Genomic DNA, 13684 nt, shown 5'->3' with positions numbered 1-13684 from the left:
TGCGAAACCTCCCGGCTTTTCCAAGGCCGGGAGGTTTTTTTGGGGGGGGGTAAGGGTGTTTCGGACGGGGAGCGGAAAATGCGCGGTCCGGAGGGCGGTTATTATGCGTTGCGGCGCAGGTCCCATTTGTTGTTGACGCCGATGACGGCCTTCACCAGATCGTCGCCGTATACCCGCATGTTCGAGTAGGTCTGTCCGTAGGTCATCGTGGCGTTTTCGGCTCCGGCGAAGTCCATCAGGACGATACCGGCGTTTCCGCGGAAGTCCTTCCGGTTCAGTTTGTCCGCCGTGTATCTGTTATACAGGTTGGCGCAGTAGTCGTAATCCCCCACGGCTCCGAATATACTGATGCCCGATACGCTGCAGTGCGCCGTGTCGTAACAGCTCACGTAGTTCATGCACCAGCGCGTGACGTCCGTCGCGCCGTACGTGTAGGCGATGCACTCGTCGATCGCGGCGTACTTGCTCACGCCGTCCGACGAGCCGTTCTTGATGTTGTACAGATCATTGACCTTGATCGGCGCCGTTTCGCCCGTATTGCCGTGGAGCGTGGTCTCGAACACGACCTTGTCGTGCGTCCAGTTCAGGTAGGCGCCCAGATACCGGCCGCCGTTGGCGGACTTGTAGTCTTCGCGGATCATGAACAGGATCTTGCCGCGGGCGTCGGCCAGCGTCATCCGGGGATGGAAATCGGCGATATGTCCGCTGCAGTGCGACTTTATCAGGTCTACGACGCTCTTGTCCCAGCCCGTTTTTCCGGTGCCGCTGGTGTTCTCGTATTTCATATGTATCAGCACCGTCTCGTCGGGATGCTCGTTCAGGAAGTTCACGAAGCGGTCGAGCAGGTGCGAGAGCATGAAGGGCGACAGCTCCTGCCGCCCGGAACCGCCCGGCGTGTAGCCGCCGCGGGTCGGGTCGCCCAGCGCGGCGATGCCGTGATGAATCGGAAGGTCCTGCAGCGAACTGCCCGACGCCGACGGACGCAGGTCGAACATGCGGACACCGGCCGCCAGCTGTTCCTCGATCGAAAGTTCCTGCGCCTTGATGATCTTGGTTACGTTCATGTAGCCGAATACGACGTTTTGCAGCCATTTGAAATGATACCTTTCGCCGGGCATGCCGCTCTTGTATTCATAATGCGAGCCGTACATCGTGCATGCGTCGTGTGAGCCGGGCATGGATACCTGCGACAGGTATACGTTGTCGGGCAGGTATTTCATCCAGTCGGAATAGTCCTCCGTGGTCTGCTGCGCCTGCTTCTGCATGTCGCTGATCGTAAACGAATAACGATTGCCTGCCTTAAGTGTCGCTTGAGTCGTGTAACTGTAGGTTTTCCCCTCCGTCGTGACAGCCGTCAGCGTCAGTCCCCGAATGTCCTGCGGCAGCATGAATGCCGTAACCATGATCTTCGATCCGGCGCCGATCCGGATGTAAGGCTCCTCCCCCGTCAGCATGTGCAACGCAAGCACTTTGGAGCATCTGTCCTCAATGACGGCGGCCCGATGTGTTTCGATGTCGAACGTGAAGGCCCCGGCTACCGGATCGTTTTCGCTCGACAGGACGAGTTTCTGCACCTCGGCCGCTTCCGAAAATCTTATGTCTACCGTCACGGTAGTCATCAGCGGGCGGAACGAGAACGGCACCTCCGCGCCGCGTTCCACACCTTTCGTACATGCCGCCATGTAGGCGTACTGCATGTTGCATTCGCCGTTGTTGCAGGTCTGTACGGCCGGAATCGCCGTTACGATGATAGAACCGCTGTTGGTCTGTACGGCGTCGGCCGGGTAAAACGCATAAAAGTCGTAATGCGAGTCGCTGCCCCATGCCATTCCCGTGTCGCTCAGGTCGGCTTCGCTTTCGGTCGCGCCCGACACGGTGACCTCCACTTCGGCCCACTGCGGAGTCGTCTGCGGACTGATGATTCCCACCCGGTCGCCGGTGCGCCAGTAAATCGGGAAATAACCGTCGGTAAGGGGACCGTAGGCCGTGCGGGTTTCGCTTTCCTGTCCGGACGTCTCGTCGTTGCCGATCGCAAGACGGCAGCTGACGGCGTCGCCTCCGGCCGCCGTCTTTCCGGGGCCGGGCTGTTCCGTCGTATCCTTTCCGCAGCCGGACAGCAGTCCTGCGAGTATCAACAGGCGGAAAATAGGTTTATGTGTCATGGTGTCTGGTTTGAATTGGTGTTCGGTCAATACTCGCAGTCGTCTGCATAATCCGCTGAACTCGGACCCAGTTCGCCGCCGTGGGGCTGGGAGATCGCGAATCCCGCTTCCGTCCTGACCGTGAGTATCTCCAGTTCCGGCTTTGTGTAAGCTGCTTTCATCAGATAGGTATTTTTACAACTGAATCGGGACGGCTGTCACCTCCGTCCCGATAGCTGCATTCATGTCGCCGAAACTATTCGACCGTGTAGGTGAAGTCCGCGAACTCGACGTGGTAGGCGCCGCCCGTGCTCAGTATCTTGACCATGATCCGCTGTCCGTTCGTGACCGTGAACGTGTGGGTCTGAACTCCCGACTTGCATTCCCTGTCGTTGCCGTTCAGAATGTTATTCCGGTCGCGGAGCCAAACTTCCGTAATCGGGCCGTTGCCCGTTACGCCGATCCGATATTTTATATTCACCAATGCCCGGTTGGTCGCTACTTCAAAGGATATTTTCACGGTTTTCGAACCGTCGCACTGGATCGGAGCCGTCACGAACGCGCCGTTGTTGTCGTCGTTGAATCCTGCCGGAACCTGCAGCTGGATGCGGTTCTTCTTGAGTTTGTCGTCGTCGTTCTTGTCATTCTTAAGCTCTCCGCGGTAGAAGTACCAGCCGTCGAAGATTCCGTCGGGATCGTACTGGGGATCGACGAAATAGAATCCGTTGTCCTTCCACGTCCCGGTGCCGTACTTCTTGTCGACCGCGTCGGGTACCCCGATCGTGACCGTCTTGCTGTTGCACGGTACGCTCATCGTATAGTGGTGGTTGCGCTTCAGGCCGGCGAGGGTGAACGACTTGTCCGAATAGGTCAGTCCGTCGGCGGTCATGACCTGCACGTTCATCGTCGAATGGATGCTTACGGGCAGCAGTCCGATCGTAAACTCCTTCCGGTCCGTGGGAATGGTGATCGAATTGGTTACCGACGATGCGGTGAAGTTGCCCAGACGGTCGATCGTGCCCGCGGTCGGCATTACGTCGCCGCTGGTGCTGATGATGATCTTCTTGGGCGTCTCGTTGCTTTCCAGTCCGAGACTCATCCTGATGCGTGCCATCAGCGGCCGGAAGGTGAAGTTGACGGGCAGCACCGTCGAATCCTCGTTGATTTCGAACGGGGTCTCCCAGACGTTCGTGTACATGAAGTCGTAGTCGGCCAGATTCTCCGTACAGTAGGATGTGCCCCACGTGTGGTTGAAGACCTTGTTTACGGCGTCGAACGTGGCGCCGCAACTGTACGGATAGTGTGCCGCCGCCAGCGAGTAGCTGCCTACGGGCACGTCGCCGGTAAAGGTGGTTGTGGCGCCCGTTTTGTCGGCCGTGAATTCGAACTTCTGCGTCGTGGAGCCGTTGTAGAGGAATACGGCGACTTTGTCGCCCTGCACCCAAGTCGTCTCCGTGCCGTCTACGGCGGTGCGGGTTTCGCCGGCGACCGCATCCTCTGGAATGGTTACCTGAATGTATTTCGCCTCTGCCGGAGTCGTCGCAGTCTCTTCTTTGCTGCATGCGCTCATGCCGGCTGCGGCGAGCATCGCTATAACGAATAGTTTTTTCATAAGGCTTTTTGTTTTGAACGTTAATTTTCGGGACTTCGGAGTGCTATTCGTAATCGTCGTAGGAGAGCGATCGCGTGCCTCCCAGCTCGCCGCCGCCGGTTCCCGGTTCGATGTCGCTGCTTACGGCAAATCCTTTTTCGACGCGCACGGAGATCTGAACTAGCTCCGGTGCTTCGTAGGGCATTGATTGTTTTTTCATGGTCATTGCTTTTTTTAATTGATGAGTGTGGCGTTGATTTTATCTGTTCGTGCGTTTCCGATTCGTGCGGATCAGGCCCTTACGCAGAGCACCCTTACGCGGAACGTCTCTTCGTCCCTGCGGAGCTGCACCTCCACCACGGCCGTCCGCCGCCCGGTCCGGTGCAGTTCGCGGAGCTGGGTTTCGATCCTCAGCTCCTCCGCCTGCGGGAGCTGCTGCATGATCCAGAGGCTCTGCCGGCGGGGAGCGTACACGCGCACCCTCCCCTCCTCCAGATATGCCAGCAGGTGATGCGCCGCCCCGGAGGGCGTTTCATTCGTGACGGTTGCTGCGGTCCGGGACATGAATCGGTCGTTTTCGGGGGTTATTCCACGATGACGGCGCGGTTCAGCTCCGGCTCGGCAAAACGGTTGTTCGTATCGCCTTCGGCCTTCTTGATCAGGCGTTCGGGCGCGATGCCGTATTTGTTCTTCAGCAGGTCGTAGACATACTCCATCCGCTGTTCGCTCAGACGCTGGTTCAGCTCCTTGCTGCCCGTGGCCTTGTCCGCCGAACCGATCAGCGTGAAGGTCTTCTCCTTGTCGGCCTTCATGGCGTTCCTGACATAGAATTCGAGGTTCGTCAGCTCCTTGCTGTCGAGCGTGGCCCTGCCGATCTTGAAGAAGAGCGCTACGGGCGATGCGGCGACCTTCTTCTCTGCTACGACCTTGGGCGGCATGTTGCGCAGCTTCTCGTTCTCGTCGCTGAGCGCCGTGTTTTTCGATGCGAGGTCGTTGTTGTTCTCTTCGAGACGCCTGATCCGGTCGAGGTAAGGCGTGAAATCCACCGCCTGCGGTTTCGAGACGCGTGTGAATCCGCGGCGGTTGAATTTGTACGCCAAACCTGCGGTGACCGAAAGCATTCCCTCTCCGATGCGGCCGCCCGATACGCCGTCGAAACGCTGGTTTACCAGCAGACAGCGCGCTTCGAGCGTGAGGTCGAGCGCCTTGCACAGACGCACGACGTTCAGCAGACCGACGTCGAATCCGATTTCGTTGTCATGGGTGTCGTTGCCGTAGGAGCGGGCCCAGCCCACGCCGGCGAAAGGCATGAAGTTCCACGTGCGCTCCTCCTTGTAGCCGCTCACGGCGTTCGAGAAGTTCCACAGAGCGTCCGCATGCAGGTACGACACGCCGAACTTCTCCTGAAACCAGTCGCCGTCCTGTTTTTTTGCGTACATGGTTCCGGCGGTGGTCCAGCCTTTGGCCTGCAGGCCGGTGTACCCGACGCGCGCGCCGATCGAGGAGGTGAACCACTTGCCGACGTGAATGTCCAGCGCCGGAGCCAGCCGTTTGCCGAATTTTCCCTGAGAGTCGTGCTCGCCGAAATAGAGGTTTATACCTCCGGCGACGCCGACGAAGATGTTGTCGGAGAGCCGGTTGGTTTCGTAGGGGCCGCGTACGACGCGGTTTTGCGCATCCCGGTTGCCGTTCTCCTGCGCCGAAGCGCCGCCGCAGACGAGGGCGAATAATGCAATGAGGTAGAGACGTTTCATTTTTTAATGTTTATTGGTGATTGATGTGTCGTTCCGTCGGTCCGGCCGCAGGCAGGTATGTGTGCGGCTATTTGGCCCGGTTGCGCGCGGAGAGCGCCGGGGAGTCGAGTTCGTCGATATGGATATTGGAAAGATATTCGCGCGTCAGCGATTCGTACTGCTTGTTGGCCTTGTATAAAGGCTGCATGACATGGCGGTTCTCGCACGACCAGAAGCCGTTCGTGACCTCGTGCATTCCGCCCTCCAGCCGCAGCGTCAGGTCGTAGAGCGTCGGCCGCAGGTTGCGATTCCATTCATAGTAGGTCCTTCCCGACTGGATGATGCAGGTCGCATAGTCGGTTTTGGCGGCGAGTTCGCGCAGGACCCGGCGGTACATGTAGGTGTCCGCGCCCGGATTCAGACATGCCGCCATCAGTTCGCGGCTCTTCATGGGAGGGGCGCCGGCTTCCGACGCCTTGCGGAGTGCGAGCAGAATCTTTACTGCCCATAAAATCTTAAGTGAAAGTGTCAATTTGTACCAGCCTTTTAGTCAGATAGTTACACTGCGTCTCCGAGACCCCTTACTGTAAATAATGGGTCTTCGGAACGTAAACAATTGTTTTATAATCATTTCCCGTCATCGGCAAAAATAGGATTATTTATAATCACAACCAAACATTTCATGCAAAAAAATTTACGCATCACAGCTAATTAATTGACTTTTAGCGTAATAACCCGTCCCTTGTTTAAAAAATCGAAAATCCGGACACCGCATTCGATTTTTTCTCCCGCAATTGTGTCCGAATCTGCTATTTAGCATCTGACAACCAGCATTTTACACGAACAAGACCCATTATTTACAGTAATGGGCCTTGTTTCTCGCTTCTGCAAAATTTTTTCCTGATACCAGAAAAATCCGAACGCTGCCTGAATCGGCCTGATCGTTACAGGTTGATGATTTTCCGATTGGCCTTGTCGATGACGTCGTGATCGAGCTGCGCCAGATAGATGCGCGTCGTTCGTTCGGAGGTGTGTCCCATGCCGGCGCTGATGACCGTCAGCGGCGTGCCGCAGTCGCGTGCCAGTGTCGCCCATGAATGGCGTGCCGCATAGAATGTCAGCGGTTCGGAAATTTCCAGCATCGCGCCGATCTTCCGGATGAATTTGTTCAGTTCGCGCTGTTGCTGACGGTAGGCGCGGTAACTGTCGTCGCGGGCGAGCACGGGCAGTATATAAGGTGAATCGCCGTTGTAACGGTCGATGATGCGCTGCAGGGGCGGTTCGATGCGCAGCGTGAGTGTCTGGCCGGTTTTCTTTCGTTTGTATGTCAGCACACCGTCGCTGATGTCGCTTTTTCGCAGATAGATCATGTCCACGAACGACATGCCGCGGGTGTAGAAGCTGAACATGAAGAGGTCGCGCGCCAGCGCATATTTCGGATGCAGTTCTGACAGGTCGGCGTCGCTGATCCGCCTGAGCGTTTCGCGCGGTAGCGCGCGCTTGCGGGTCGCCACCTGCCTGATATGCCTGCGGTAGAACGGATTGCCGCGGGATGCGATGAAGCTGCCCCTGTCCGCGGCCTTGTTGTAGACGGCCCGCAGGTAGCGCATGTGGAACACGACGCTGTTTGTCCCCAGTCCTCTTGCCAGAAGCCATCGTTCGTAACGTTCGAGCCATTCGGCGGTAAATTGTTCGGGCAGCAGTTTGCGGCCGTTCATGTATTTGACGAGCATGCGGTATGCCGTCAGGTAGTTTGCGGCGGAACCGTCTCTTCCCGTTTGTTCGCACTCGGCGACGTGGAGTGCGAAGCAGGACATGAAATCGGGGGGCGTTTTACTGCGGGGCTGCCCCGTGAATGCGGGCCGCCCCGTAAACGTGTGTCGGTGCATGCCGACTGAATCCGGTGAATACGTCATAGAATAGAATTTTGTGTGAAATCGTGCACAAGATAGAAAACCGCAAATCAAAGGCCGCACGATGCCTGCGAAGATTTGCGGAAACGGAGACCCGCTCGGCCTCCGGGCACAGTTCCGGGAACGGGAAAGACCACGGAAGGGGCCGGCTGTGCGCTTGGAAAGAATGATCGGAATGTAAAAAGATCGAAAAGTTGCGTTCTATTATTTTACTAACGGCGGCCGTGCGGATAATATTGCACCCTTCCCGGTGTCCGAACAGCGTATTGAGAACCTGTGCGTTGGCCTTTTGCAGATGCCGGGCTGCTTCTCCGTGCGCTTTTTCGCTGTCCGGCGGCTCCCGGCGGTTGGAATCCCGGTGCTAAAACGGGCGGGACGTTATGGGTCTCGCCCGTTTTTTGTTTGTGTGGGCGGCGCCCCGGATCTGTCCGCTGCGATGACGCGGCCTTGCCTCCGGGATGCGGGGACATATGATTTTCGGACAAAATGGTTTTTAATTTTTTTTCAAAAAAAATCGCAATCCCCTCTTTTTCTGCCGCCCTGCCGACCGCCGTCCTGCCACCTTGCCGCCCTGCCACTTTGCCGTCCTGCCACTTTGCCGTCCTGCCACTTTGCCGTCCTGCTACTTTGCCGCCTTGCCGCCCTGCCACTTTGCCGCCCTGCCACTTTGCCGCCCTGCCACTTTGCCGCCCTGCCACTTTGCCGTCCTGCTACTTTGCCGCCTTGCCGCCCGCCGTCTTGCCGCCCGCCGTCTTGCCGCCCGCTGCCTTGTAGCCTGCCGCCCGCTGCCTTGCCACCTTGCCGTCCTGCCGCCTTGCCGCCCGCCACCCGCTGCCCTGCCGACTCGCCCGAACGGCGCATGCCGTTTCCTCGCCCTCCGCTCGGTCCGGGGAAAATCCGCCTGCGGTGAAACTCCGTTTTTTGCATGACCTGACACGTGCGGCAACAAAAAAACGACCCCGTCGAGGGTCGTTTTCATCGTGTCGCGTCTCCGGTCAGCCGCAGATATAGACGCATCCGTAGACCGCGGCGGCGGTCCTCTACAAGCAATTCCGTCCTCTACAGGCAGTTCCGCCGTCTGCTGGAGCTGGTCGCCGAAGCCCGCGAAGCCGGCGTGGACATCGGTAATCACGACCTGCTGGATTTCGCCCGTTACGACTCCCTGCTGAAAATATGCGCCCTGCCGCAGCGGCTCGGCGAATTGTCCGGCCGGTTGATCTGACGGGGCGTTTTGCGCTTTTTGTTTCTGTCGTTATCGGATTTGAACGAGAAAAGCCCTGCGTATCGTCGATACACAGGGCTTTTGCACGTTTGCCCTCTTTCGCAGGGCTTTATGAGCGGGAAACGGGGGTCGAACCCGCGACCCTCAGCTTGGGAAGCTGATGCTCTACCACTGAGCTACTCCCGCATTTCGGAGTACAAATATACTCCGCATTTTTCGATTTTTCAAGGTTTCGGGGCGGTAAATTTACCTTTACGCCACGATTTTTTTCAGCGATGCGAGGTTTTTCGCATTTTTGAGACTGCGGCCTTCGGGCGTGTAAAGGTAATCGAGACGGTCGCCGAAATGCGCTTCCACCTTGTTGCGCACGACCTTCATCGTGCTGTTCACCAGCCCGTTCTGCTCGGTGAACGGCTCGTCCACGATGGCCAGCCCCGCCGGCAGCCAGCGTTCGGGGAACTCCCCGCCGAATACGCCGCCGGCCCGGTAACGGTCGATTTCGCCGCCGAGGATCTCCGCCGCCGTCTCCGCCCGCTTTTCGCCCGCGATTCCGCGGCTGTCCAGCTCCCGCCGCAGCGCTTCGCGGTTCGGCACGACGATGGCGCCCGTAAACGGACTCTGGTTGTTGTGTATGATGATCTGGTCGATGTAGGGCGATTTGTCCACGATCGCCTCCTCCATTCCTTCGGGGCTGTATTTCTCTCCGTCCGAAGCGATCAGCAGGCTTTTGAAGCGGCCCAGCACATAGAGGAAGTCGTCCTTCGAGACATACCCCATGTCGCCCGTGTGCAGCCATCCGTCGCGGACGGTCTCGGCCGAAGCTTCGGGATTCTTCCAGTAACCGGCCATTACGTTTTCGCCGCGGATCACGATTTCGCCCTTTTCCCCGCGCGGCACCTCCCGGCCCGCTTCGTCCACGATTTTCAGGTCGAGCGGAATCAGGATTTTGCCCGACGAGCCGAAACGGTGCCAGTGGTATTTGGGCGAATTGGTCGAGATGACGGGCGTGGCCTCCGAAAGTCCGTATCCCTGAAACATCGGAATGCCGATGGCGTAGAAGAACCGCTGCAGCTCCGCGTCGAGCAGCGCGCCTCCGCCCACGAAGAAGCGCAGGCTTCCGCCGAAGGCTTCGCGTACCTTGCGGAACAGCACGGCGTCGAACAGCCTGACCGCAGGCCACAGCAGGACGCGCCAGCCCTGCCCCCGGCCGTAGCCGTCCTTATTATATAGGTAGGCCGTGCGGAGCGCCAGATTGAACAGCCGCTCCGTGAAGCGGCCCTTGGCGCGGATCGAACCCTCGATGTTCTTGCGGAAATTCTTGGCCAGCGCCGGCACCGACAGCAGGAAGTGCGGGCGCACTTCGCGGATATTCTGCGGAATGTTCTTGAGCGTCTCCATCGGCGTCGCTCCGACCTGCACCGTCGCCACCGTGGCGCCGCATGCGATCATGATGTAGAACCCCACGACGTGTGCGAAGCAGTGGTCCAGCGGCAGTATGATGAGCGTCCGGAACGACGACGGAATGTCGATGCGCGAAAGCGACTGCTCGACGTTGGCCGTGTAGTTGCGGTGCGTCAGCACGACGCCCTTGGGGTCGGCCGTGGTGCCCGACGTGTAGGTGATCGTCGCATAGTCGTCGTTCCCGATCCCCCGCCCGATGGCGAGGAACTCCTCGCGGTGCTTCGACAGATAGTCGCGGCCCAGCCTGCGGAGCGTTCCCAGCGCGGTTTCGCCCGGCTCCAGCGGTATGTGGCCTATGACGATGATATGCTTGACTTCGGGCAGCTCGGCGCGTATGCGGCGGATTTTCGGCAGCTGGTATTTCGATACGAACAGCGCCTTCACTTCGGCGTGGCGCATGCGGAACAGCAGGTCGTTCGACTCTTCGAGCTTGACCGACAGCGGCACGCTGACCGCCCCGGCGTAGAACATGCCCAGCTCCGAGACGATCCATGCGTTGGACCCTTCGGCCAGTATGGCGACTTTGTCCTTGGGGCGAATCCCGATCGCGGCCAGCCCGGCCCCGGTCTCCAAGGCCAACTCCTTGGTCTCGGCGTAGGTCGTAGGCTCGAACGCCCGGTGTTTCTTCTCCAGCAGGAATGTCTTGGCACCGTATTTCTCCACGGAGCTTTCGAACAGGTCGATGATGGTCTTCTTCATGGTCGGTTCGTTTAGTCCATTTTCAATACGGCGAGGAATGCCGACTGCGGCACCTCCACGTTGCCGATCTGGCGCATGCGCTTCTTGCCCTTCTTCTGTTTTTCGAGCAGCTTGCGCTTGCGCGAGATGTCGCCGCCGTAGCACTTGGCCGTCACGTCCTTGCGTACGGCTTTCACCGTCTCGCGGGCGATGATCTTGGCGCCGATGGCGGCCTGTATGGCGATGTCGAACTGCTGGCGCGGGATCAGCTCCTTGAGTTTCTCGCACATTTTGCGTCCGAAGTCGTAGGCGTGGTCCGTATAGGTGAGCGACGAAAGCGCATCGACCGGTTCGCCGTTGAGCAGGATGTCCAGCTTGACGAGCTTCGACGGCTGGTATCCCGTGCGGTGGTAGTCGAACGACGCATAGCCTTTCGAAATGCTCTTGAGCTTGTCGTAGAAGTCGAAGACGATCTCCGAAAGGGGCATGTCGAAGTTGATCTCCACGCGGTCCTGCGTGATGAAGGTCTGGTTTTTCATCACGCCGCGCTTGTCGATGCAGAGTTTGATGACGTTGCCCAGAAATTCGGACTTGGTGATGATCTGCGCGAGGATATAGGGTTCTTCGATCTTGGCGATCTTGGTCACTTCGGGCAGTCCCGACGGGTTGTGCACCTCCACCACGTCGCCCTGCGTCGTGGTGATGCGGTACGACACGTTGGGCACGGTCGTGATGACGTCCATGTCGAATTCGCGGTAGAGGCGCTCCTGAATGATCTCCATGTGGAGCAGTCCGAGGAATCCGCAGCGGAATCCGAATCCCAGCGCCAGCGAGCTCTCCGGCTCGAATGTCAGCGACGCGTCGTTCAGCTGGAGTTTCTCCAGCGACGCGCGCAGGTCTTCGTACTGGTCGGCTTCGACGGGATAGACGCCCGCGAAGACCATCGGTTTCACGTCCTCGAATCCGGCGATCGCTTCCCGCGCGGGGTTCGTCACCGTCGTAATCGTGTCGCCGACCTTCACGTCCGACGAGGTCTTGATGCCGGAGCAGATATATCCTACGTCTCCGGCCTTGATCTCGTCGCGGGGCTGCATCTTGAGTTTCAGCACGCCCACCTCGTCGGCATCGTACTGACTGCCCGTGTTGAAGAACTTCACGTGCTCGCCTTTGCGGATCCGGCCGTTGAAGACGCGGTAATAGGCGATGATGCCGCGGAACGGGTTGAACACCGAGTCGAAGATCAGCGCCTGCAGCGGTGCGTTCTCGTCGCCCTCAGGCGCCGGAATGCGCTGTACGATCGCTTCGAGCACCTCCTCGACGCCCAGCCCCGTCTTGCCCGACGCCAGCAGGATGTCCTCGTCTTTGCATCCGATCAGGTCGATCACCTGATCCTTCACCTCGTCGATCATGGCCGAGTCCATGTCGATCTTGTTCAGTACGGGGATGATTTCGAGGTCGTGTCCCACAGCCAGATAGAGGTTCGATATGGTCTGCGCCTGAATGCCCTGCGTGGCGTCCACCACCAGCAGCGCGCCTTCGCACGAGGCGATGGCGCGCGAAACTTCGTACGAGAAGTCCACGTGTCCCGGAGTGTCGATCAGGTTGAGCGTATACAGCTGTCCGTCGCGGGCCTTGTATTCCATCTGGATTGCGTGGCTCTTGATGGTGATGCCCTTTTCGCGTTCGAGGTCCATATCGTCGAGCACCTGCGCCTGCATTTCGCGCTGGTTCAGGGTGTTGGTTTTTTCCAACAGACGGTCCGCCAATGTGCTCTTTCCGTGGTCGATGTGGGCTATGATGCAAAAATTGCGTATGTTCTTCATATATTCGTCTAAAAATGTGTGCAAATATACGAATTATTTTGGATTTCCGGGGATGCGTCCGCCCTGCCCCGCCGGAAAATCGTGCGATCCTGATTTTCCCCTTTCGTCGCGCCGGTGCCGCCCCGCTTTTCCGGCCCGTCCCGGCAATCCGAACTCGTTTTGCGATTGCCCTCGGCTTTCGCTATCTTTGCAGCCGCAAACACCGTTTTCGCATGAATACCGTATCGAAATACCTTTCGCTGGTGAAGTTCGCCCATACGATCTTCGCCATGCCTTTCGCCGCCGTCGGCTTCGTCTACGCCTATGCGACGCTGCCTGCCGGGGCGCACGACGCGGCGTGGTGGCTCACGCGCGCGGTGCAGGTCCTGCTCTGCATGGTCTTCGCCCGCAATACGGCCATGGGCTTCAACCGCTGGGCCGACCGTCGCATCGACGCCGAAAATCCCCGCACCGCGGGCCGCGAAATCCCCGCCGGCGTGATTCCGGCCCGGCATGCCCTCCGCTTCGTGGCGGTCAATGCCCTGCTGTTCATCGCCGCCGCTTCGACGATCAACCTGCTGACGGCCCTGCTGTCACCCGTGGCGCTGTTCATCATTCTGTTCTACAGCTACTGCAAACGCTTTACCGCGCTGGCCCATCTGGTGCTGGGGCTTTCGCTCGGCATCGCGCCCGTCGGGGCCTATATCGCCGTCACGGGGCGTATCGCCCTCGAACCCTGCATCCTCTCGCTGCTGGTGATGACGTGGTGCGGCGGCTTCGACATCATCTACGCCCTGCAGGACGCCGCCTTCGACCGCGAAAGGGGCCTGCACTCCATTCCCGCGCGCTTTTCGGCCCGCACGGCGCTGGCGTTGAGCTGCGGTCTGCACGCTGTGAGCGTCGCCGCCCTGTTGTGGTTCGCCTCCTGCTGCCCCGGTTCGGCGTGGTTCTGGACCGGAGCCGGGATTTTCACGGGCCTGCTGGTGCTCGAACACCTGCTCGTGACGCCCTCGCGCCAGCGCAATATCGGCATCGCTTTCGGCACGCTCAACGGCCTTGCGAGCCTCACGCTGGCCGCCGGAATAATCGTGGATTTGCTCAAATAAACCAAATAGCTTATATTTGCAACTTCAATCAGGTAAA

General features: G+C 58.9%; 12 protein-coding genes and 1 tRNA gene. 2 read left to right on the top strand and 11 right to left on the bottom strand.

What is annotated here, in order from left to right; all coding sequences use genetic code 11:
- Positions 1-101: 101 nt before the first annotated feature.
- The 8 genes from ALFI_RS15585 to ALFI_RS15560 all read right to left on the bottom strand — a co-directional run bounded on the left by ALFI_RS15585 (position 102) and on the right by ALFI_RS15560 (position 7381).
- Complete coding sequence (locus tag ALFI_RS15585) at positions 102-2162, bottom strand: fimbrillin family protein (protein WP_014776526.1); 2061 nt, start codon at positions 2160-2162, stop codon at positions 102-104.
- 26 nt (positions 2163-2188) lie between these two features.
- The gene (locus ALFI_RS17655) at positions 2189-2323 is read right to left on the bottom strand and encodes a hypothetical protein (RefSeq protein WP_014776525.1); all 135 of its coding nucleotides are present in this window, start codon (positions 2321-2323) and stop codon (positions 2189-2191) included.
- Positions 2324-2397: 74 nt separating this feature from the next.
- Positions 2398-3753, bottom strand: a complete 1356-nt coding sequence (locus tag ALFI_RS15580; protein ID WP_014776524.1) for a fimbrillin family protein — start codon at positions 3751-3753, stop codon at positions 2398-2400.
- 43 nt (positions 3754-3796) lie between these two features.
- Positions 3797-3952, bottom strand: coding sequence for a hypothetical protein (locus ALFI_RS17090; protein WP_014776523.1), 156 nt, complete (start codon positions 3950-3952; stop codon positions 3797-3799).
- Positions 3953-4023: 71 nt separating this feature from the next.
- Positions 4024-4296 (bottom strand): hypothetical protein, encoded by a 273-nt coding sequence (locus ALFI_RS15575; RefSeq protein ID WP_009597718.1) that lies wholly within the window; start codon positions 4294-4296, stop codon positions 4024-4026.
- Positions 4297-4316: 20 nt separating this feature from the next.
- Positions 4317-5486: an OmpA family protein gene (locus ALFI_RS15570; RefSeq protein WP_014776522.1), complete on the bottom strand. Its 1170-nt coding sequence runs from the start codon at positions 5484-5486 to the stop codon at positions 4317-4319.
- Between the two features lie 67 nt (positions 5487-5553).
- On the bottom strand, positions 5554-5997 hold the full coding sequence (locus ALFI_RS15565) for a hypothetical protein (protein ID WP_014776521.1): 444 nt from the start codon (positions 5995-5997) through the stop codon (positions 5554-5556).
- 412 nt (positions 5998-6409) lie between these two features.
- Positions 6410-7381, bottom strand: a complete 972-nt coding sequence (locus tag ALFI_RS15560; protein ID WP_009598960.1) for a site-specific integrase — start codon at positions 7379-7381, stop codon at positions 6410-6412.
- 934 nt (positions 7382-8315) lie between these two features.
- Between ALFI_RS15560 and ALFI_RS17085 the strand changes: the two genes are divergently transcribed.
- The gene (locus tag ALFI_RS17085; protein ID WP_009598964.1) at positions 8316-8600 is read left to right on the top strand and encodes a hypothetical protein; all 285 of its coding nucleotides are present in this window, start codon (positions 8316-8318) and stop codon (positions 8598-8600) included.
- Between the two features lie 114 nt (positions 8601-8714).
- On the opposite strand, the gene ALFI_RS15550 is transcribed toward ALFI_RS17085, so the two are convergent.
- The 3 genes from ALFI_RS15550 to lepA all read right to left on the bottom strand — a co-directional run bounded on the left by ALFI_RS15550 (position 8715) and on the right by lepA (position 12562).
- Positions 8715-8786, bottom strand: a tRNA-Gly gene (locus ALFI_RS15550).
- 66 nt (positions 8787-8852) lie between these two features.
- Entirely contained in the window at positions 8853-10760 is a 1908-nt protein-coding gene (locus ALFI_RS15545; RefSeq protein WP_014776519.1) for an AMP-dependent synthetase/ligase, read from the bottom strand.
- Positions 10761-10771: 11 nt separating this feature from the next.
- Positions 10772-12562 (bottom strand): translation elongation factor 4, encoded by a 1791-nt coding sequence (lepA, locus tag ALFI_RS15540; RefSeq protein WP_014776518.1) that lies wholly within the window; start codon positions 12560-12562, stop codon positions 10772-10774.
- A 212-nt stretch (positions 12563-12774) separates the two neighbouring features.
- Between lepA and ALFI_RS15535 the strand changes: the two genes are divergently transcribed.
- A complete protein-coding gene (locus ALFI_RS15535) occupies positions 12775-13647 on the top strand; it encodes a UbiA-like polyprenyltransferase (protein WP_014776517.1) in 873 nt (290 codons plus the stop codon).
- The last annotated feature ends 37 nt before the right edge of the window (positions 13648-13684 follow it).

Origin of the sequence: Alistipes finegoldii DSM 17242 (genome assembly GCF_000265365.1) — a bacterium.
Taxonomy (GTDB): domain Bacteria; phylum Bacteroidota; class Bacteroidia; order Bacteroidales; family Rikenellaceae; genus Alistipes; species Alistipes finegoldii.
The sequence above is the reverse complement of the archived record's forward strand: the minus strand, read 5'-3'. Positions and strand labels throughout refer to the sequence as shown.

Excerpts from the sequence above, each read along its gene's own strand:
- ALFI_RS15585 (WP_014776526.1), bottom strand. The coding sequence starts at position 2,162 with ATGACACATAAACCTATTTTCCGCCTGTTGATACTCGCAGGACTGCTG.
- ALFI_RS17655 (WP_014776525.1), bottom strand. The coding sequence starts at position 2,323 with ATGAAAGCAGCTTACACAAAGCCGGAACTGGAGATACTCACGGTCAGG.
- ALFI_RS15580 (WP_014776524.1), bottom strand. The coding sequence starts at position 3,753 with ATGAAAAAACTATTCGTTATAGCGATGCTCGCCGCAGCCGGCATGAGC.
- ALFI_RS17090 (WP_014776523.1), bottom strand. The coding sequence starts at position 3,952 with ATGAAAAAACAATCAATGCCCTACGAAGCACCGGAGCTAGTTCAGATC.
- ALFI_RS15575 (WP_009597718.1), bottom strand. The coding sequence starts at position 4,296 with ATGTCCCGGACCGCAGCAACCGTCACGAATGAAACGCCCTCCGGGGCG.
- ALFI_RS15570 (WP_014776522.1), bottom strand. The coding sequence starts at position 5,486 with ATGAAACGTCTCTACCTCATTGCATTATTCGCCCTCGTCTGCGGCGGC.
- ALFI_RS15560 (WP_009598960.1), bottom strand. The coding sequence starts at position 7,381 with ATGACGTATTCACCGGATTCAGTCGGCATGCACCGACACACGTTTACG.
- ALFI_RS15545 (WP_014776519.1), bottom strand. The coding sequence starts at position 10,760 with ATGAAGAAGACCATCATCGACCTGTTCGAAAGCTCCGTGGAGAAATAC.
- lepA (WP_014776518.1), bottom strand. The coding sequence starts at position 12,562 with ATGAAGAACATACGCAATTTTTGCATCATAGCCCACATCGACCACGGA.
- ALFI_RS15535 (WP_014776517.1), top strand. The coding sequence starts at position 12,775 with ATGAATACCGTATCGAAATACCTTTCGCTGGTGAAGTTCGCCCATACG.